Origin of the sequence: Streptomyces swartbergensis, assembly GCF_002148965.1 — a bacterium.
GTDB lineage: Bacteria > Actinomycetota > Actinomycetes > Streptomycetales > Streptomycetaceae > Streptomyces > Streptomyces swartbergensis.
The window spans coordinates 1-19,006 of record NZ_NGFN01000161.1 but is presented as its reverse complement, the minus strand read 5'-3'; the positions used below and the strand labels follow the sequence as shown (position 1 = coordinate 19,006).

The window sequence follows — 19,006 nt, the reverse complement described above, 5'->3', positions numbered from 1 at the left end:
GGGGCCATGACAACGCACCGCGCCCCCAAGCCTGTTGCCGGCCCGACCCAGACCGTCGAGCGGGCCGTCACCATAGGGCTGATCCTCGCCGTGCTGGCGGGGCTCGGCTGGATCGCCGGGATGATCTACACCATCGCCGAGTGGCCGCTCTAGGCCGGAACCCCGTGGGGTCCCTCAGCGGGTCGACACGACGCGGAAGCGGATGCCCGCCGCGCGCAGCCGGCCGATCAGTGCGTCGCCCATCGCCACGGCCGTGGTGACCTGACCCGCCGTCTTCGGAAGATCGTCGAAGGCCAGGCACAGCGCCGACTCGGCGAGCATCTTCGCCGTCTCGTCGTAGCCGGGATCGCCGCCGGAGACCTCCGTGTAGACGCGCCGGCCGCCGCCCTCGCCCACGAAGCGCAGGGAGAACCAGCTCTTCGCCCGCTTCTCGGGGCTCGGCCCGTCCCCGGGCCTGAGCCGGCCCGACAGCCAGCGCCGCGCCGGCGGCACCTGGGCCGCCGCGACCAGGGCGCCGACGGCCGCGACACCGCCCACCACCACGGGCAGGTGCCGGACGGCCGCGTACTGCCGGTAGCGGAAGTCGGGGCCGTACCGGTCGAGGGCCGACGCCGACCGCCGCACGATCTGCGGGTCGATCGTCGGCATCGGCAGCGCCCACGCGCCGACCTCCTTGGCGAACCGGGGCCCGCCCAGCGGCGCCGACGCCCGCCGGCCCACCAGCCGCGGCTCGTGCCGCCGCCGGTCCCGCGCGGCCGCCGCCATCTCCCGCTGCCGCGCGAACTGGTTGAGCGCGGAGGCGAAGGTCCCGCCCGAGAACGCCGCGTCCGCGGTCACGAACCCCTCCACGGTCAGCGGCACGCCCTCGGGCAACTGCTGCACGGTGAAGTACACGCCCAGGTCGTGCGGGACCGAGTCGAAGCCGGCGGCGTGCACCAGCCGTGCCCCGGTCTCACGCGCGCGTGCGTCGTGCCGCACGTACATCAGGTCCACGAACTCGGGCTCGCCGCAGAGGTCGAGGTAGTCGGTCCCGGCGTCCGCACAGGCGGCGACGAGTTCCTCGCCGTACGTGAGGTACGGGCCGACCGTCGTGGCCACCACGCGCGCGTGCTCGGTGAGGGCGCGCACCGAGGCCGGGTCGGAGACGTCCGCCCGCAGCACCCCGACCTCCGCGCCGCCGGGCAGCCGCTCCCGCAGCCGCTCCCGCAGCCGCTCCAGCTTCTGAGCGCTGCGGCCCGCGATCGCCCACCGCAGCCCCTCGGGCGCGTGGGCCGCGAGGTACTCCGCGGTGAGCGCTCCGGCGAAGCTCGTGGCTCCGAAGAGCACGATGTCGTACGGACGGTCCGTCTTTTTCAGCCTGCTCATGACACCCCTCGGTCGTGCAGCCCGTGCCGCTGTCGGTGGCCGAGGCTAGCGTGAGGAGTGCGGAGCCCGATGAAGAGCCCGGAGGACGACGATGACCGTGCCCAGGAATGCCCTGAAGAAGTGGGAGAAAGTGCGCGCGTTCGCGCTGGGGCTGCCGGGTGCCGTCGAGGAGTTCCCCTGGGGCGAGTCCGTCGCGAAGGTCAACAAGAAAGTGTTCGTCTTCCTGGGCGTCGAGGACGGCAGTTACCCCCTGGGGGTGACGATGAAGCTCAAGGACGAAACGGCGCACGCGCACGCGCTGGCGTGTCCCGGAGCCGAGCCCGCCGGCTACGGCCTGGGCAAAGCGGGCTGGGTGAGCATCCCCCTGGAGCAGCAGGACGCCCCGGCCGCGGAGGTGCTCTGCGACTGGGTGGAGGAGAGCTACCGGGTGATCGCGCCGAAGCGGCTGACAGCGGAACTGGACGGACGGAGCGGCCGATAGGGACCGGAAACCCTCTGGTGGCCGACCGGCCGGGTATGGATGAGAAGCGGACTGGCACTAGGCTCTGTAGCCGTCGCCCGGTGCCGCACCGTGGCATCGGACAACGAGCGCGCCGTTCCACCGCTGCGACCGGCGTGCGCTGCCCACCAGGGCGAGTCGTTCCGTGTGGTCCGCACCCAGCTGATCGTCCTGCTGTCCGCCACGACGGCGGCCTCCCTGGCCGAACGCCTCGACAGCCGTGCCCTGATGGTGGTGGCCGCTGTGCTCTACGGGCTGACGGTCGGCATCGGCATCCACGCCTCCCGCCGCCGGGCCCGCGCGCATTGGCAGGCCCACCGCGCCGCCGCCGAGGTCGTCAAGTCGCTGGCCTGGCAGTACATGGCGCACGGCGGCCCCTTCCACTCCCGGGTCAAGGACCCGGACGCCCTGTTCGCCGAGCGGCTGGAGGACCGGCTGAGGGAACTGCGGAAGGTGGGATGGGAGGACGCGCGGGAGGGCACCGCCGGGTTCGGCGCCGGTCTGGTCACCCCGGCCATGCGGGCGGTCCGCGTCAAGCCGTTCACGGTCCGGCGGGACGTCCATCTCCGCGACCGCGTGCTGGAGCAGCTGACCTGGTACCGCAACCGCGCCGGACGGGCGCGCCGTGCCTCCCTGTACTGGTCGGGGGTGACGACCGCGCTGACTGTGACGGCCCTGCTGGCCGCCGTGCTCAGGGCGTTCGGGATGTTCGGCCGCTGGGACCTGACCGGCCTGCTGAGCGCCGCCGCCGCGGCAGGCGTGGCCTGGCAGGAGGTCCGCCGGCACCGCCCGCTGACCTACGCCCACACCCTCGTCGAACAGGACCTGGAGACCCTGCGCGTCGCCATGGCCACCACCGTCACCGAGGAGCGGTGGGCCGACGCGGTCGCGGAAGCGGAACGGCTGGTGTCACCGCAGCACACCGACTGGCTCGTCAGATTCGGCTCCTGACGGGGGGCCGGCAGACCGCACCTGGCCTAACGCCGCACCCCGGGACTCCACAGCACCCGCACCGGAACTCCGGTGCGCCGCGCGTAGTCCACGACGTCCCCGGTGCCGCCCAGTCCGCGGGCGGGGGCCCCGTCCCACACGGCGATCATGCGGTCGGCGTGGTCGACGATGTACCGGCCGGCCGCGTAGTACGCCTCCTCGTGGGTGTGCTCGTACGGCAGGTCCACACGTTCGGCGCAGAACTTCAGGAGCCGTCGGTACGAGGCCCGCACCCCGTCGCCGCCGAGGTGGGCCTCGTAGTCCATGCCGGGGACCACGGCCGTCACCGGGACGCCGCGCTCCAGGGCGATGTGCGCGAAGAGCTGGTCGGCACCGGCGGCGAGGCAGCTCAGCGCCTCGATCGGGGTGTTGCCCCCCAGTTCCGCGCGGATGCCCGCGTCGACGGCCGGCAGGACGGCGTCCGGGATCACGCGGTGCCCGGTGACGCCGATCCGTGTCGGTGACCGTGTCACCCGTCCACCTCCGAGGCCGCGAAAGTTGTCACCCTCACCCTAGCGTCGGGAGACTTGGCCGGAAATGCCGCAAACCGGCAGCTGAGCCCCTGCCCTCGCGCCGCCGCCGAACTCTCGTCAGAATGGGCTAAGCGCTTGCTCGCCCAGGGCTTGTGCCGAGTGGAACACGTTCTTAGCATCACTGGTGTTACATCAGTTGTGTCACGACACTGGGGGCTGGATGACCACGGCAAGGACGCCAGGACACGGCCCGCTCACCGGCGTGCGCGTCGTCGAGTTGGCCGGCATCGGGCCCGGCCCGTTCGCCGCCATGCTCCTGGCCGACCTCGGCGCCGACGTCGTGCGCGTGGACCGTCCCGGCGGCCCCGGCCTCGCGATCGACCCGGCGTACGACGTCACGAACCGCAACAAGCGCTCGGTGGTCGTCGACCTGAAGGCACCGGACGGCCCCGATCAGGTGCTCGGTCTCGCCGCCCGCGCCGACATCCTGGTCGAGGGGTACCGCCCCGGCGTCGCCGAGCGCCTCGGCGTAGGGCCCGAGCCCTGCCACGCCCGCAACCCGGCCCTCGTCTACGGGCGGATGACCGGCTGGGGCCAGGACGGCCCGCTCGCCGACCGGGCCGGGCACGACATCGCGTACATCGCCCCGACCGGAACGCTCGGCATGATCGGCCGGCCGGACGAGCCGCCGTCGGCCCCGGCCAACCTGCTCGGCGACTACGCGGGCGGCTCCCTCTACCTCGTCGTCGGCGTCCTCGCCGCCCTCCACCACGCGCGCGCCACCGGCACCGGGCAGGTCGTCGACGCCGCCATCGTCGACGGCGTCTGTCACCTCGCCTCGATGATCCACGGCATGCTCGCCGCCGGCGGCTGGCAGGACCGCCGCGGCGCCAACCTCCTGGACGGAGGCTGCCCCTACTACGGGACGTACGAGACGGCCGACGGCCGGTACATGGCCGTGGGCGCCCTGGAGCCGCAGTTCTACGAGGAGTTCCTCGCCCTCCTCGGCATCGAGGACCAGGCCGCCGCCCGCACGGACGCCGCCCGATGGGGTGAGCTGCGAGAACAGCTCGCCGCCCGCTTCAAGACCCGGACCAGGGACGAGTGGACGGCCGTCTTCGACGGCACCGACGCGTGCGTGGCGCCCGTGCTGTCGCTGCGCGAGGCCCCGCACCACCCGCACCTGGCCGCCCGCGGCACCTTCACCGACCACGGCGGCATCACCCAGGCCGCCCCGGCCCCCCGCTTCTCCACGACCCCGACCTCCGTCCGCACCGGCCCGGCCCGGCCGGGCGCCGACACGGCGGACGTCGCCCGGGACTGGGACGTCCCCGGGCTTCTGCCGTCGTCCCGCACCCCTCAGTGAAAGGCCTCCTCGTGAGCACCGAAGCGTATGTGTACGACGCGATCCGCACCCCGCGCGGGCGCGGCAAGGCAGGCGGCGCCCTGCACGGCACCAAGCCCATCGACCTGGTCGTCGGCCTCATCCACGAGATCCGCGCCCGCTTCCCGGAGCTGGACCCGGCCGCCGTCGACGACATCGTGCTCGGCGTCGTCGGCCCGGTCGGCGACCAGGGCTCCGACATCGCCCGGATCGCCGCCATCGCCGCGGGGCTGCCCGACACCGTCGCGGGCGTCCAGGAGAACCGCTTCTGTGCCTCGGGCCTGGAGGCCGTCAACCTGGCCGCCGCCAAGGTCCGTTCCGGCTGGGAGGACCTCGTCCTCGCGGGCGGTGTCGAGTCGATGTCCCGGGTGCCGATGGCCTCCGACGGAGGTGCCTGGTTCAACGACCCGATGACCAACCTCCAGGTCAACTTCGTGCCGCAGGGCATCGGCGCCGACCTCATCGCCACCATCGAGGGCTTCTCCCGGCGCGACGTCGACGAGTACGCGGCCCTCTCCCAGGAGCGGGCGGCCACCGCCTGGAAGGAAGGCCGCTTCGACAAGTCCGTCGTCCCGGTGAAGGACCGCAGCGGCCTCGTCGTCCTCGACCACGACGAGCACATGCGCCCCGGCACCACCGCCGACTCCCTCGCCAAGCTCAAGCCGTCCTTCGCGGACATCGGCGAACTCGGCGGCTTCGACGCGGTCGCGCTCCAGCAGTACCACTGGGTGGAGAAGATCGACCACGTCCACCACGCGGGCAACTCCTCCGGCATCGTCGACGGCGCCTCGCTCGTCGCGATCGGCTCCAGGGAGGTCGGCGAGCGCTACGGCCTCACGCCCCGCGCGCGGATCGTCTCCGCCGCCGTGTCCGGCTCCGAGCCCACCATCATGCTCACCGGCCCCGCCCCCGCCACCCGCAAGGCCCTCGCCAAGGCCGGACTCACCATCGACGACATCGACCTCGTCGAGATCAACGAGGCGTTCGCGGCGGTCGTGCTGCGCTTCGTCAAGGACATGGGCCTGTCCTTGGACAAGGTCAACGTCAACGGCGGCGCCATCGCGCTCGGCCACCCCCTCGGCGCGACCGGCGCGATGATCCTCGGCACGCTCGTCGACGAACTCGAGCGCCAGGACAAGCGCTACGGCCTCGCCACGCTGTGCGTCGGCGGCGGCATGGGCGTCGCCACGATCGTCGAGCGCATCTGACCACCTCCCGACGGATCACACGGAGCACCTCCACATGAGCACTGAATCCACCACCATCCGCTGGGAACAGGACCGCACCGGCCTCGTCACCCTGGTCATCGACGACCCCAGCCAGTCCGCGAACACCATGAACCAGGCGTTCCGCGACTCCCTCGCCGCCGTCACCGACCGCCTGGAGGCCGAGAAGGACACCATCCGGGGCGTCATCATCACCTCGGCCAAGAAGACCTTCTTCGCCGGCGGCGACCTGCGCGACCTGATCCGCGTCACGCCCGAGACGGCCCAGGAGCTGTTCGACGGCGGCATGGCCATCAAGCGGAACCTGCGCCGCATCGAGACCCTCGGCAAGCCGGTCGTCGCCGCGCTCAACGGCGCCGCCCTGGGCGGCGGTTACGAGATCGCCCTGGCCTGCCACCACCGCGTCGCCCTCGACGCGCCCGGCTCGAAGATCGGCTGCCCCGAGGTCACCCTCGGCCTGCTGCCCGGAGGCGGCGGCGTCGTCCGCACCGTCCGCCTGCTCGGCATCGCCGACGCCCTGCTGAAGGTCCTCCTCCAGGGCACCCAGTACAACCCGCGCCGCGCCCTGGAGAACGGCCTCGTCGACGAGGTGGCCGACACCCGGGAGGACATGCTGGCCAAGGCCCGCGCCTTCATCGACGCCAATCCCGAGTCGCAGCAGCCCTGGGACAAGCCGGGCTACAAGATCCCGGGCGGCACCCCGGCCAACCCCAAGTTCGCGGCGAACCTGCCCGCCTTCCCGGCCACCCTGCGCAAGCAGACGAACGGCGCCCCCTACCCGGCCCCGCGCAACATTCTCGCCGCCGCCGTCGAGGGCGCCCAGGTCGACTTCGAGACCGCCCAGGTCATCGAGGCCCGCCACTTCGTGGAACTGGCCGCGGGCCAGACCTCGAAGAACATGATCCAGGCCTTCTTCTTCGACCTCCAGGCCGTCAACTCCGGCGCCAACCGCCCCCAGGGCATCGAGCCCCGCCAGGTCCGCAAGGTCGCCGTCCTCGGCGCCGGGATGATGGGCGCGGGCATCGCCTACTCCTGTGCCCGCGCCGGCATCGACGTCGTGCTGAAGGACGTCTCCCTGGAGGCGGCCGTCAAGGGCAAGGGCTACTCCGAGAAGCTCTGCGCCAAGGCCGTCGCCAAGGGTCGTACGACGCAGGAGAAGGCGGACGCGCTGCTCGCCCGCATCACGCCCACCGCCGAGGTGCAGGACCTGGCCGGCTGCGACGCCGTCATCGAGGCCGTCTTCGAGGACACGTCCCTCAAGCACAAGGTGTTCCAGGAGATCCAGCACGTCGTGGCGCCCGACGCGCTGCTGTGCTCCAACACCTCCACCCTGCCCATCACCGCGCTCGCCGAAGGCGTCGAGCGCCAGGGCGACTTCATCGGACTGCACTTCTTCTCGCCGGTCGACAAGATGCCGCTCGTCGAGATCATCAAGGGCGAGCGCACGGGACAGGAGGCCCTGGCGCGCGCCTTCGACCTGGTCCGGCAGATCAACAAGACCCCGATCGTCGTCAACGACTCGCGCGGCTTCTTCACCTCCCGCGTCATCGGGCACTTCATCAACGAGGGCGTCGCCATGGTCGGCGAGGGCGTCGAGCCCGCGTCGGTCGAACAGGCCGCCGCGCAGGCCGGCTACCCGGCGAAGGTGCTGTCCCTGATGGACGAGCTGACGCTGACCCTGCCCCGCAAGATCCGGGCCGAGACGAAGCGCGCCGTGGAGGAGGCCGGCGGCACCTGGACGCCCCACCCCGCCGAGGCCGTGATCGACCGCATGGTCGACGAGTTCGGCCGCACGGGCCGCAGCGGCGGCGCAGGCTTCTACGACTACGGGGACGACGGCAAGCGCACCGGACTCTGGCCGGGCCTGCGCGAGCACTTCACCAGGCCGGGGTACCAGATCCCGTTCGAGGACATGCAGGAGCGCATGCTCTTCTCCGAGGCGCTGGACAGCGTCCGGCTGCTGGAGGAGGGCGTGCTGACCTCCGTCGCCGACGCCAACATCGGCTCCATCTTCGGCATCGGCTTCCCGGGCTGGACGGGTGGCGTACTCCAGTACATCAACGGCTACGAGGGCGGCCTGCCCGGGTTCGTGGCACGCGCGCGTGAACTCGCCGAGCGCTACGGCGACCGCTTCACCCCGCCCGCACTGCTCGTGGACAAGGCGGAGAAGGGGGAGCGGTTCAGCGACTCAGCCCGCGCCTGACTCCCGTGACGGCTCGGTGAGCCACTCGCCCAGCTCTTCCTTCAGCGACCGCTGGAAAGCGGTGAGGAGCGCCTGCACCACCAAAGGCTGCATGTGCGCCGACAGGGACCGCACGTCCCGCGCGTCACGCTCCGCCACCTCGCCGCGGAAGAGCTGGGAGAGTTCACGGGCCGCGGCGCGCGAGTGTTCGAGGAGAACCTTGCGCGCCGCGAAGATCGCCTCCGGGGAGAGCGGCACGTCCAGCAGCCCGACGCCCAGCCGGAGCAGACCGAGATCGGCTTCGTAGTCGCCGTCCGCCGGCCGCAGCACGCCCATCGCGACGAGCCGCTCGACGTCCTCGTCGCCGAGCGGCCGCCCGGCCCGGCGCTCCAGCTCCTCCCGCGTGACCGTCTCGACGGTGTCCGGCGCCCAGGAGGCCACCACCGCCCGGTGAACGGCGAGGTCGCGGGCGCTCAGGTCAGGCGGCAACTGGCGCAGATAGCGCTCGATGCCCGCCAGCGTCATCCCCTGGTGCTGCAACTCCTCGATCAGCGCCAGCCGGGCCAGGTGCTCCCGCCCGTAGTGCCCCACGCGCCGGGGGCCGAGCACCGGCGGCGGCAGCAGCCCTTTCGTGCCGTAGAAACGGACCGTGCGCACCGTGACACCGGCCCGGGCGGCCAGTTCGTCGATCGTGAGGGTCGGTTCCTCGGTGTCGGTCGTCATGTGCAGCAGTATCGCTGTCTCACCAGTGCTGTGAAACCTCCGGGCATCAAGGTGACGACCGTGTGAGAGGTAGCGCTCTGTGACGTACGCCACCGCGTGAGCCGCGTACGGCGGGGGAAGGTGGCCCCTTGGTCTGTGCCTCTACAGAGGGCGCAGACCTTATGTACGTCCGGACAGCCGAGCGCGACCCGCTCGGGCGCACCAGAGAGTGGATCCACCCGTGAGCAAGGACGCCGTGAACACGGCAGCAGCCGCATCCCCCAGCGACGCGGCCAAGGTGCCCGCGGACGCGGGCGACGCCGGCTACAGCAAGGACCTCAAGGCCCGCCACGTCAACATGATCGCCATCGGCGGGGCCATCGGCACCGGCCTCTTCCTCGGCGCCGGCGGTCGCCTCCACAACGCGGGCCCGGCCCTGGCGATCGCCTACCTGGTCTGCGGCATCTTCGCCTTCTTCGTGGTCAGGGCCCTGGGCGAGCTCGTGCTCTACCGCCCCTCCTCGGGCTCCTTCGTGTCGTACGCGCGCGAGTTCCTCGGCGAGAAGGGCGCCTACGTCGCCGGCTGGATGTACTTCCTGAACTGGTCGACCACCGGCATCGCCGACATCACGGCGATCGCGCTCTACACGCACTACTGGAGCCTGTTCACCGACATCCCGCAGTGGGTGCTCGCGCTGGCCGCCCTCGCGGTGGTGCTGGCCGTGAACCTGATCTCGGTGAAGATCTTCGGCGAGATGGAGTTCTGGTTCGCGATCATCAAGGTCGCGACGCTCGTCGGCTTCATGCTCATCGGCATCTTCCTGCTCGCCACCCAGCACGAGGTGGGCGGCCAGACCCCGGGCCTGAGCGTCATCACCGACAACGGCGGCGTCTTCCCGCACGGCATGATGCCCGTCGTCCTCGTCATGCAGGGCGTGATCTTCGCGTACGCCGCGCTGGAGCTGGTCGGTGTCGCCGCGGGCGAGACCGCCGAGCCGGAGAAGGTCGTCCCGCGCGCGGTCAACTCGATCATGTGGCGGGTCGGTCTCTTCTACGTCGGCTCGGTCGTCCTGCTGGCCCTCCTGCTCCCCGGCTCGGTCTACTCGGCCGACCAGAGCCCCTTCGTCACGGTGCTGTCGAAGATCGGCGTCCCGGCGGCGGGCGACGTGATGAACCTGGTGGTCCTGACGGCCGCCATGTCCTCGCTGAACTCCGGCCTGTACTCCACGGGCCGCATCCTGCGCTCCATGGCGATGGCCGGCTCGGCGCCGAAGTTCACCGCCCGCATGAACCGCAGCCAGGTCCCCTACGGCGGCATCCTGCTGACCTGCGCGGTGTGCGTGCTCGGCGTCGGCCTGAACTTCCTCGTGCCGGCCCAGGCCTTCGAGATCGTGCTGAACGTCGCCTCGCTCGGCATCATCAGCACCTGGGTGATCATCATGATCTGCCACCTGGTCTTCGTCCGCCGCGCCAAGGAGGGCCTGGTCACCCGCCCCTCCTTCCGTCTCCCCGGCAGCCCGGTCACGGAGATCACCACGATCGCCTTCCTGCTGGCCTGCCTCGGCATGATGGGGAACGACCCGGAGGTCGGCCGCAAGACGCTGCTGCTCGTCCCGCTGATCGCGGCCGCGCTGGTCGCGGGCTGGTACGGCATCCGCCGCCGGGTGTCGCAGACGGCCGACCGGGAGCTGTCGCAGTTCACGAACTAGCGGGCAGTACATGGCAGGTCAGGGCCACTGTCAGTGGGAGCGCCTACGGTGGCGTCATGTCGGGGATCAGATATGTCCGGGGTGACGCCACCGTTCCGTCGGTGAAGGGCGTCAAGGTCATCACCCATCTCTCCAACGACCTCGGGGGCTGGGGCAAGGGCTTCGTCCTGGCGATATCGCGCCGCCGGCCCGAGCCGGAAGCGGCGTACCGGGCGTGGCACCGCGACCGCGCGGCGAACGACTTCGGGCTGGGCGCGGTGCAGTTCGTCCAGGTCGAGCGGTACGTGTGGGTGGCCAACATGATCGGCCAGCGCGGCCCCAGGACCGGCAGCAAGGGCGTCCCCGTGCGCTACGAAGCGATCGACACGGCGCTGGAGACCCTCGCCGAGCGGGCCGGTGAACTGGGCGCGACCGTCCACATGCCCCGCATCGGCTGCGGTCTCGCCGGCGGCAAGTGGTCCCGGGTCGAGCCGCTGATCGAGGAGCGGCTGATACGGCGGGGGATACAGGTGACGGTGTACGACCACGGGGAATGACCGGCTCCGGCTCAGCCCTGGCCGTCCCTGTCGAACGCCCGCACCAGACAGTCGCTGAGGCGCTGCGCGATCGCCCCGTCGGGATCCAGCCTGGGGTTGAAGATCGCCACGTCGAGGCCGACGGCACCGCCGCCGGACAGGGCCGTGCGCAGGACGGTCTCCAGCTCCTGCCAGCTCAGCCCGTCCGGGAGCCGGTAGTCGACGGCGGGCATGACCGCGTCGTCCAGGACATCGACATCGAGGTGGATCCAGTACCCGGCGCCCGCACCGTCGCCGGTCAGCAGCCCGACCGCGCGCCGGGCCGCCTCGCCCGCCCCCAGGGCGCGCACGGTGTCCAGCTCCAGCGCGTGCAGCGCGGACGGCAGCGGCTGCATTCCGTACGCCGCGGACTCCTCCGCGTCCCGGAATCCCAGCGCGACGACGTCCTCGTCCTGGACCAGCGGGCCCCGGCCGTCCAGGTCGGCCAGCGGGCGCGGACCGCGCCCGGTGGCCAGGGCCAGTTCCATGGAGGCCACCTCACCGGCCGGTTCCGCCGACGGCTGGTAGAAGTCGGTGTGCCCGTCGAGGAACAGCAGCCCGTGCCGACCGCGGCGGCGCAGCGCGAGCAGGTTGCCGAGCAGCACGCTGCAGTCGCCGCCCAGCACCAACGGGAAACGGCCGTCGTCGAGGACGCCGCTTACGGTGTCGGCCAGTGCGGTGGAGTATGCGGCGATGCCGCCGGGGTTGAGGACCCCGGTGGCCTGGTCCCGCCGGGGGTCGTACGGGGGTGGCTCGACCCGGCCTGCCCGTACCGCCCCCAGCCTTTCGGCCAGCCCGGCCCCGAGCAACGCGTCCGGCAGCTGCTCGACACCGGTCGGCCGCAGCCCGAGTACGGAGGGCGCCTCGATGATCGCCAGGTTCCGCACGTCCGGCTCCTTCGTCGCAGCCCCCTGATCACGCCGCCGGGCCCATACGGCCAGTGCGTATGGGCCCACCGTAAGCGTCGGGACGGCGTTCAGCAGGCCGGGTGAGCGGAGGAGGAACAAGACACGTCAGTGCTCGTGCTCCCCGTGCTCGTGCACCCCGTTCGTCGCCGCGATCTTCTTCCACGACCTCGGCTGCGACACCTTCCCCGCCCCCTTCGCCACCGCCGCGGCCCGAGCCGCCGGCACCCCCGGCTTCGACGGCTGGAACAGCCACGTGTCGAACAGCGCGGCCAGGGGCTTGCCGGACACCTCCTCGGCGTACCGCTGGAAGTCGGCGACCGACGCGTTGCCGTGGGCGTACTTCTGCGGCCAGCCCTTGAGGATCGCGAAGAACGCCTCGTCCCCGATCTCGTTGCGCAGCGCCTGCACGGCCAGCGCGCCCCGGTCGTACACCGCGATGTCGAACTGGTTCTCCGGGCCCGGGTCCCCGGGCCTCACCGTCCAGAACGGGTCGTCGGCGGGATGCGAGGCGTAGACGTAGTCGGCGAGTTCCTGCGCCGTACCCTCGCCCTCGTGCTCGGACCACAGCCACTGCGCGTACCGCGCGAAACCCTCGTTGATCCAGATGTCCTTCCAGCCCTTGAGCGACACGTCGTCGCCGTACCACTGGTGCGCCAGCTCATGGACGACGAGCGAGGTGTTCGACCCGTTGGCGAACTGCCGTGGGCTGTAGTACGGCCGGGTCTGGGTCTCCAGCGCGTACCCGGTGGTGGTGTTCGGCACGTATCCGCCGAGCGCGTTGTAGGGGTACGGCCCGAAGTAGCCGGTCAGCCAGTCGGCGATCTCCCCGGTCCGCTCGATGCTCGCCCGCGCCGCGCCGGCGTGTTGTCCCAGGTCCTTGCTGTAGGCGTTGAGGATCGGAATGCCGCTCTCGGTCGTGCCGGTCGTGATGTCGAACTTCCCGACCGCGAGCGTGGCGAGGTACGTGGCCTGCGGCTTGTCGGAGCGCCAGTTCCAGCGGGTCCAGCCCAGGCGCGAACTCGTCGACTGGAGCGTGCCGTTGGAGATGGCCTGCGTGCCGTCCGGGACCAGCACGGACACGTCGTAGGTGGCCTTGTCGAGCGGGTGGTCGTTGCTCGGGAACCACCACGCCGCCGCCTCGGGCTCGTTCGCCGCGACGCCCCCGTCCGGGGTGCGGTGCCAGCTCGTGAAGCCGTACGCCTTCTTCGACGACGGCACGCCGCGGTAGCGCACGACGACCGTGACGGGCGTGCCCTTGGCCAGCGGGGTCTTCGGCGTGATCTCCAGCTCGTGCTCGCCCGACGTCCGGAACGACGCCTTCGCGCCGTTGACGCGCACCTCGCCGACGTCCAGCAGGAAGTCCAGGTTGAAGCTGGACAGGTCCTGAGTGGTGCGGGCCAGGAGGGTCGCCGTGCCCTCGAGCTCGTCCGTGGCCGGCTGGTACTTCAGCCTCAGGTCGTAGTGGGAGACGTCGTATCCGCCGTTGCCGTAGGCCGGGTAGTAGGGGTCACCGATACCCGGCGCGCCGGGGGAGCGGGGCGCGGCCGATGCCGGGATCGCCAGCAGGAGAACGGCCGCGGCCAGGGCTCCCGGCGCGATGATTCTGCGGTGCACGCGAAACTCCAAGTCGTAGGGTCCCGAAGGCTGTCCGGAGCCTATTGACTCCCTGTGTCCCTGATCATGTCCATGGCCCCTGCTGTCACACGATCGCCATTCGGCCGACATGAGACACCGGACCCAGGGGGCCGTCCGGGAAACGCCGGACCGTCAGGTGCCCTCTTCTGAACAGGAGTTCACCGATGTAGCGTCCGCCGCATGCCGAAACGCACGCGCTTCACGACCTGGAGACCGCTCGCGACGGCGGCCACGGCCGCCCTGCTGGCCACGCTGATCACCCCGGCCGCGGCGGCGGACGCCGCCCCGCGCGAGAGCCGCCCCGTCCACTCGTACGACAACGCCATCCGCGAGGCCGTCTGGGTGGACACCGGACTCGACGGCGACCGCGACGGCAAGGCCGACCGCGTCGCCGTGGACATCGTCCGCCCCCGCGAACCCGCCCGACAGGGCCGCAAGGTCCCCGTCATCATGGACGCCAGCCCGTACTACTCCTGCTGCGGGCGCGGCAACGAGAGCCAGAAGAAGACGTACGACGCGAACGGCGACGTCACGCAGATGCCGCTGTACTACGACAACTACTTCGTGCCCCGCGGCTACGCCTTCGTCGGCGTCGACCTGGCCGGAACCAATCGCTCCGACGGGTGCGTCGACGTCGGCGGCCGCTCCGACATCCAGTCCGCGAAGGCCGTCGTCTACTGGCTCAACGGCCGCGCCAAGGCCTACACGACCCGCACGGGCACCACCCGCGCCAAGGCTGCCTGGACCAACGGCAAGACCGGCATGATCGGCAAGAGCTGGGACGGCACCATCGCCAACGGCGTCGCCGCGACCGGCGTCGAGGGCCTGAAGACCATCGTCCCGATCAGCGCCATCTCCTCCTGGTACGACTACTACTTCCAGCAGGGCGCCCCGCTCTACGACTCCGGCCCCGAATGGCTGTCCGACTACGTCAACAGCCCCGACGCCCGCGCCAAGTGCGCCGCCGTGCAGCGCAAGCTCGTCGACGGGGCCCCGCGCACCGGCGACTGGACCCCCCTGTGGACCGAGCGCGACTACGTCAGGGCCGCGCGGAAGGTCAAGGCCAGCGTCTTCCTCGTGCACGGCATGCAGGACCTCAACGTGCGGATGAAGCACGTCGGCCAGTGGTGGGACGCCCTCGCGAAGAACGGCGTCGAGCGCAAGATCTGGCTCTCCCAGACCGGCCACGTCGACCCCTTCGACTTCCGCCGCGCCACCTGGGTGGACACCCTCCACCGCTGGTTCGACCACGAACTCATGGGCTACGACAACGGCGTCGACCGCGAGCCCATGGCCGACATCGAACGCCGGCCCGACCAGTGGACCACCTCGAAGACCTGGCCGCCGGCCGGCACCCGGGCCGCCACCCTGCGCCCCGACAAAGGCGCCCAGGCAGGCGTCGGCACCCTCGGCCTGCGCCGCGGCCACGGCACCGCGACGTTCACCGACGACCCGAAGCTGAGCGAGACCGACTGGGCCGCGCAGATCGACAAGCCGACACCGGAGAAGGCCGGTTTCGTCACCAGGCCGCTCACCCGCGACCTGCGCCTGTCCGGCTCCTCCGAGGTCACCGTCACCGCGACGCCCTCCACCCCGACGGCCCACCTCTCCGCCGTCCTCGTGGACATCGGCCCCGCCACCATCCGCGACTACGCCGACGCGGGCGAGGGCATCACCACCCTCACCGACCGCACCTGCTGGGGCGCGAGCACCGCAGGCGACAGCTCCTGCTTCAAGGAGACCAAGGCGAAGACCGCCGACGTCGACTACACGATCGTCAGCCGCGGCTGGGCCGATCTCGGCAACCACGCCTCCGACCTGACGGGCGCCCCGCTCACCCCGGGCAAGCGGTACACGATCACCCTCGACCTGGCGGCGACCGACCACGTCGTCCCCAAGGGCCACCGCCTGGCGCTGATCGTCGCGGGCACCGACAAGGGCCTCATCGACCCTCCCGCGGACACGCCCAAGCTCACGGTCGACCTGTCCCGCACCTCGGCCCGCGTCCCGTTCGTCGGCGGAGCCGCCGCCTTCGCCCGCGCCACCACGGGCGCCGCGTCCGCCACGCCCGACCCCACTCTGCTGGACGGCGTACGGGATCCGCGCACCGCTCACCGCGTCCCGGGGGGAAGCCAGTGACCCGCGACACCGCAGGCAGGACCGCGCCCCGCGACACCGCGGCCGGGTCCGTGGTCCGCAAGGCGGCGGGCAAGACCGTGCCCCGCGTCCGTGCCCTGACCCTGACCGCAGCGGCCGTCGCCGCGTCCCTGGTCGCCGTCCCGGCCGAGGCCGCCACCGACTCCCCGCCCCGCACCGGCTTCGAGCAGACGGACGGTGCCCGCTGGACCACCCAGCCCGAGGAGCAGGACTTCCTGAAGGCCGTCGACCGGTCGAGCAGCCGCGTCTCCATGACCCGCTTCGGTACGACGAAGCAGGGCCGCCCGCTCCAACTGGTCCGGATCGGCACCCACCAGACGCCCAACAAGGTGCTGCTCGTGTGCAGCCAGCACGGCGACGAACCCGCAGGCCGCGAGGCCTGCCTGACCACCGTCCGCGACCTCGCGCACGCCCGCGACAGTGACACCCGGCGCTTCCTGGACCGCACCACGGTCCTCGTCGTGCCCACCGCCAACCCCGACGGCCGGGCCGCCGACACCCGGGGCAACAGCGACGGCGTCGACATCAACCGGGACCACCTCGCGCTCCGCACCGCCGAAGGCCGTGCGCTGGCGAAGCTCATCCGCGACCAGCGTCCCGACCTCGTCTACGACCTGCACGAGTACGGCGCCACACCCCCGTACTACGACAAGGACCTCTTCGACCTGTGGCCGCGCAACCTCAACACCCACGAGGCGGTCCATGACGAGGCGAAGACCCTCTCCGAGGCGTACGTACGCCCCGCGGCGCAGCGGGCCGGCCACTCGACCGGCACCTACGGCATCTGGACCGACCCGGAGACCGGCGAGCCGGTCAAGCAGGTAGCGGGAGACGGCCAGGAGCGCATTCTGCGCAATATGTCCGGCATCAAGCACGGGATCGGACTGCTCATCGAGAGCCGTGTCGACCCGCTCACCGATGCCGAGAAGGCGGACGAGGCGCTGAACAACCGCCGCCGGGTCACCTCACAACTGGACGCGCTGGGCGGCCTGTTCGCATATGCCGACCAGCGCCGCGGCGCGGTCGAGGCGGCGACGGGCCGGGCCCGGCTCGCGGGACACGCCACCACCGGCCCCGTCTACGTCGGCGGCGCCGACAACGACACGCCTGAACCGGCCGAGGTGATCCAGAACCCGCCCTGCGGCTACCAGCTCACGGCCGCCCAGTACGCGGAGGTGGGAGACGAACTCGCGCTGCACGGCGTGCGCGTACGCCGGGACGCGGAGGGTGTGCTCGTACCTCTGCGCCAGTCCCTGCGCGCGCTCGTGCCGCTGCTGCTCGACGAGCGCGGAAGCTACCACCTGACGGCAGGGAAGCCGGAAACGCAATGTTGAGGGGGGTGAAATTGCGCCACACGTGGTAGGGGCGTTACGGGGGACTTACGTCCCTCCTACGTCCCATGAAAGGTGCCGCCTGTGACGCACGACCGACCAAGTGAAAGCGACCACCAAGCGGGGGCCGCGCTTCCGGGTTCGGAAGCGGGCCTCCCCGGTCAGGAACGTCCTAAAACCGACCGAATCGTCTTCGGGGTCACGGCCGTGCTCACCCTCGCCTTCGTGGTCTGGGGAGCCGCGGCGACCGATTCGCTCGAAGACGTCTCCACCAGCATGCTCGGCGGGCTGATGCACAACGGCGGCTGGGCGTTCATGCTCGCCGCCTCCGCCTTCGTCGTGTTCGCCCTCTGGATCGCGGCCAGCCGCTACGGCCGTATCCACCTCGGGGCCGAGGGCGAGGAGCCCGAGTTCCGCACGGTGTCCTGGGTCGCGATGATGTTCAGCGCCGGCATGGGCATCGGCCTGATGTTCTACGGCGTGAGCGAGCCGTTGTCGCACTACTCGACGCCCCCGCCGGGCACCGACCCGGCCGACTCCGGCGACCGCATGGAGACGGCCATGGCCACCACCCTGTTCCACTGGACGCTCCACCCCTGGGCGATCTACGCCGTGGTGGGCCTCGCCATCGCCTACAGCACCTTCCGCAGGCGCCGCCGCCAGACCATCAGCGCCGTCTTCACGCCGCTGATCGGCAAGAAGCACGCGAACGGTGCCGTCGGCCGGGTCATCGACATCCTCGCGATCGTCGCGACCGTCTTCGGTTCCGCCGCGTCCCTGGGGCTCGGCGCGCTGCAGATCGGCTCCGGTGTGCAGGAGCTGGACTGGATGGACAAGGTGAGCACCGGGCTGCTCGTCACGATCATCGCGGTGCTGACCCTGGCCTTCGTCGCCTCCGCGGTCTCGGGCGTGGAGCGCGGCATCCAGTGGCTGTCCAACACCAACATGGTGCTGGCGCTGGTGCTCGCCCTGTTCGTGTTCGTGGCGGGTCCGAGCATCATCGTCCTCGATCTGCTGCCCACGTCCGTCTTCGCCTACCTCGGCGACCTGCCCCAGCTGGCCGGCCGGACGGAGGCCAGCGGCGGGGAGGGTGTCGCGGACTGGCTGAGCAGCTGGACCGTCTTCTACTGGGCGTGGTGGATCTCCTGGACGCCGTTCGTGGGCATGTTCATCGCCCGCATCAGCCGGGGCCGCACGATCCGGCAGTTCGTCGGCGGTGTCATCCTCGTGCCCAGCACGGTCAGCCTGGTCTGGTTCGCGGTCTTCGGCGGCTCGGCGATGAAGATGCAGGAACAGGGCAGGCTCGGCAAGGAGGCGACCCCGGAGGGTCAGCTCTTCGGCGTGCTCCAGCAGTTCCCCATCGCCACCGCCACGAGCCTGCTCGTGATGGTCCTCGTCGGCATCTTCTTCGTGTCGGGCGCCGACGCGGCGTCGATCGTCATGGGCACCCTGTCGCAGAAGGGCGCGCTCGAACCGGGCCGCATGGTGGTGGTGTTCTGGGGCGTCGTCACCGGTGCGGTGGCCGCGATCATGCTCATGGTCGGCAGCGGCCAGGGCGACGCGCTGACGGGCTTGCAGAACCTCACGATCCTCGCGGCGGCCCCGTTCGTCGTCGTGATGGTCGGCATGTGCGTGTCCCTCATGCGCGACCTGCGCCGCGACCCGGTGATGGTGCGCGTACAGATGGGCTCCGAAGCGGTGGAACAGGCCGTCATCGAAGGCCACAAGAAGTACGACGGCGAGTTCGAGTTCCGCGTCGGCCCGGGCCGCGGCCCGGACGTCGAGGGCGACCCCATCGGCAAACACTGACCAACCCAACGCGGCTGCCCCAGCCGGCCCCTTGACCTTGACGCCCTCGGCCGACATCGGCCGGGGGCGTTGGGGTGTGGGGC

General features: G+C 71.3%; 16 protein-coding genes. 11 read left to right on the top strand and 5 right to left on the bottom strand.

All coding sequences use genetic code 11. The features are described 5' to 3' along the window. Positions 1-6: 6 nt before the first annotated feature. Positions 7-153 carry a morphogenic membrane protein MmpA gene (gene mmpA, locus CA983_RS49590; RefSeq protein ID WP_010042861.1) on the top strand — a complete coding sequence of 49 codons (147 nt, stop codon included), beginning with the start codon at positions 7-9 and terminating at the stop codon, positions 151-153. Positions 154-174: 21 nt separating this feature from the next. On the opposite strand, the gene CA983_RS24290 is transcribed toward mmpA, so the two are convergent. Next, positions 175-1,365, bottom strand: coding sequence for a saccharopine dehydrogenase family protein (locus tag CA983_RS24290; RefSeq protein WP_086603008.1), 1,191 nt, complete (start codon positions 1,363-1,365; stop codon positions 175-177). A gap of 91 nt (positions 1,366-1,456) precedes the next feature. Here CA983_RS24290 and CA983_RS24285 point away from each other — a divergent pair, with 91 nt between their 5' ends. Further along, positions 1,457-1,846, top strand: a complete 390-nt coding sequence (locus CA983_RS24285) for an MmcQ/YjbR family DNA-binding protein (RefSeq protein WP_086603007.1) — start codon at positions 1,457-1,459, stop codon at positions 1,844-1,846. A 90-nt stretch (positions 1,847-1,936) separates the two neighbouring features. Then, complete coding sequence (locus tag CA983_RS24280) at positions 1,937-2,815, top strand: DUF4231 domain-containing protein (RefSeq protein WP_244207085.1); 879 nt, start codon at positions 1,937-1,939, stop codon at positions 2,813-2,815. 26 nt (positions 2,816-2,841) lie between these two features. On the opposite strand, the gene CA983_RS24275 is transcribed toward CA983_RS24280, so the two are convergent. Further along, positions 2,842-3,327 carry a hypothetical protein gene (locus CA983_RS24275; protein ID WP_086603005.1) on the bottom strand — a complete coding sequence of 162 codons (486 nt, stop codon included), beginning with the start codon at positions 3,325-3,327 and terminating at the stop codon, positions 2,842-2,844. 220 nt (positions 3,328-3,547) lie between these two features. Between CA983_RS24275 and CA983_RS24270 the strand changes: the two genes are divergently transcribed. Genes CA983_RS24270 through CA983_RS24260 form a run of 3 tightly spaced genes read left to right on the top strand, consistent with a single transcriptional unit; the run spans position 3,548 to position 8,140 of the window. Beyond that, entirely contained in the window at positions 3,548-4,693 is a 1,146-nt protein-coding gene (locus CA983_RS24270; protein ID WP_086603004.1) for a CaiB/BaiF CoA transferase family protein, read from the top strand. 11 nt (positions 4,694-4,704) lie between these two features. After that, the gene (locus tag CA983_RS24265; RefSeq protein WP_086603003.1) at positions 4,705-5,919 is read left to right on the top strand and encodes an acetyl-CoA C-acetyltransferase; all 1,215 of its coding nucleotides are present in this window, start codon (positions 4,705-4,707) and stop codon (positions 5,917-5,919) included. Between the two features lie 34 nt (positions 5,920-5,953). Beyond that, positions 5,954-8,140 (top strand): 3-hydroxyacyl-CoA dehydrogenase NAD-binding domain-containing protein, encoded by a 2,187-nt coding sequence (locus tag CA983_RS24260; protein WP_086603002.1) that lies wholly within the window; start codon positions 5,954-5,956, stop codon positions 8,138-8,140. Here the strand turns inward: CA983_RS24260 and CA983_RS24255 are convergent. Next, complete coding sequence (locus CA983_RS24255) at positions 8,126-8,842, bottom strand: MerR family transcriptional regulator (RefSeq protein ID WP_086603001.1); 717 nt, start codon at positions 8,840-8,842, stop codon at positions 8,126-8,128. The genes CA983_RS24260 and CA983_RS24255 overlap by 15 nt on opposite strands. 220 nt (positions 8,843-9,062) lie before the next feature. Between CA983_RS24255 and CA983_RS24250 the strand changes: the two genes are divergently transcribed. Together CA983_RS24250 and CA983_RS24245 are read left to right on the top strand one after the other, a co-directional pair. Then, entirely contained in the window at positions 9,063-10,529 is a 1,467-nt protein-coding gene (locus CA983_RS24250) for an amino acid permease (protein WP_086603000.1), read from the top strand. A gap of 56 nt (positions 10,530-10,585) precedes the next feature. After that, positions 10,586-11,065 (top strand): macro domain-containing protein, encoded by a 480-nt coding sequence (locus CA983_RS24245; RefSeq protein WP_086602999.1) that lies wholly within the window; start codon positions 10,586-10,588, stop codon positions 11,063-11,065. 11 nt (positions 11,066-11,076) lie between these two features. Here CA983_RS24245 and CA983_RS24240 read toward each other — a convergent pair whose 3' ends face one another. Together CA983_RS24240 and CA983_RS24235 are read right to left on the bottom strand one after the other, a co-directional pair. Beyond that, the gene (locus CA983_RS24240) at positions 11,077-11,970 is read right to left on the bottom strand and encodes an arginase family protein (protein ID WP_086602998.1); all 894 of its coding nucleotides are present in this window, start codon (positions 11,968-11,970) and stop codon (positions 11,077-11,079) included. A gap of 126 nt (positions 11,971-12,096) precedes the next feature. Then, complete coding sequence (locus tag CA983_RS24235) at positions 12,097-13,605, bottom strand: M1 family metallopeptidase (protein WP_167407446.1); 1,509 nt, start codon at positions 13,603-13,605, stop codon at positions 12,097-12,099. A 201-nt stretch (positions 13,606-13,806) separates the two neighbouring features. On the opposite strand from CA983_RS24235, the gene CA983_RS24230 reads away from it, so the two are divergent. The 3 genes from CA983_RS24230 to CA983_RS24220 all read left to right on the top strand — a co-directional run bounded on the left by CA983_RS24230 (position 13,807) and on the right by CA983_RS24220 (position 18,923). Continuing rightward, positions 13,807-15,765 carry a Xaa-Pro dipeptidyl-peptidase gene (locus CA983_RS24230; RefSeq protein ID WP_086602996.1) on the top strand — a complete coding sequence of 653 codons (1,959 nt, stop codon included), beginning with the start codon at positions 13,807-13,809 and terminating at the stop codon, positions 15,763-15,765. 77 nt (positions 15,766-15,842) lie between these two features. Next, entirely contained in the window at positions 15,843-17,117 is a 1,275-nt protein-coding gene (locus tag CA983_RS24225) for a M14 family metallopeptidase (protein ID WP_086603009.1), read from the top strand. 81 nt (positions 17,118-17,198) lie between these two features. Beyond that, positions 17,199-18,923 carry a BCCT family transporter gene (locus CA983_RS24220; protein ID WP_086602995.1) on the top strand — a complete coding sequence of 575 codons (1,725 nt, stop codon included), beginning with the start codon at positions 17,199-17,201 and terminating at the stop codon, positions 18,921-18,923. Positions 18,924-19,006 lie beyond the last annotated feature (83 nt).

Excerpts from the sequence above, each read along its gene's own strand:
- mmpA (WP_010042861.1), top strand. The coding sequence starts at position 7 with ATGACAACGCACCGCGCCCCCAAGCCTGTTGCCGGCCCGACCCAGACC.
- CA983_RS24290 (WP_086603008.1), bottom strand. The coding sequence starts at position 1,365 with ATGAGCAGGCTGAAAAAGACGGACCGTCCGTACGACATCGTGCTCTTC.
- CA983_RS24285 (WP_086603007.1), top strand. The coding sequence starts at position 1,457 with ATGACCGTGCCCAGGAATGCCCTGAAGAAGTGGGAGAAAGTGCGCGCG.
- CA983_RS24270 (WP_086603004.1), top strand. The coding sequence starts at position 3,548 with ATGACCACGGCAAGGACGCCAGGACACGGCCCGCTCACCGGCGTGCGC.
- CA983_RS24260 (WP_086603002.1), top strand. The coding sequence starts at position 5,954 with ATGAGCACTGAATCCACCACCATCCGCTGGGAACAGGACCGCACCGGC.
- CA983_RS24255 (WP_086603001.1), bottom strand. The coding sequence starts at position 8,842 with ATGACGACCGACACCGAGGAACCGACCCTCACGATCGACGAACTGGCC.
- CA983_RS24245 (WP_086602999.1), top strand. The coding sequence starts at position 10,586 with ATGTCGGGGATCAGATATGTCCGGGGTGACGCCACCGTTCCGTCGGTG.
- CA983_RS24230 (WP_086602996.1), top strand. The coding sequence starts at position 13,807 with ATGCCGAAACGCACGCGCTTCACGACCTGGAGACCGCTCGCGACGGCG.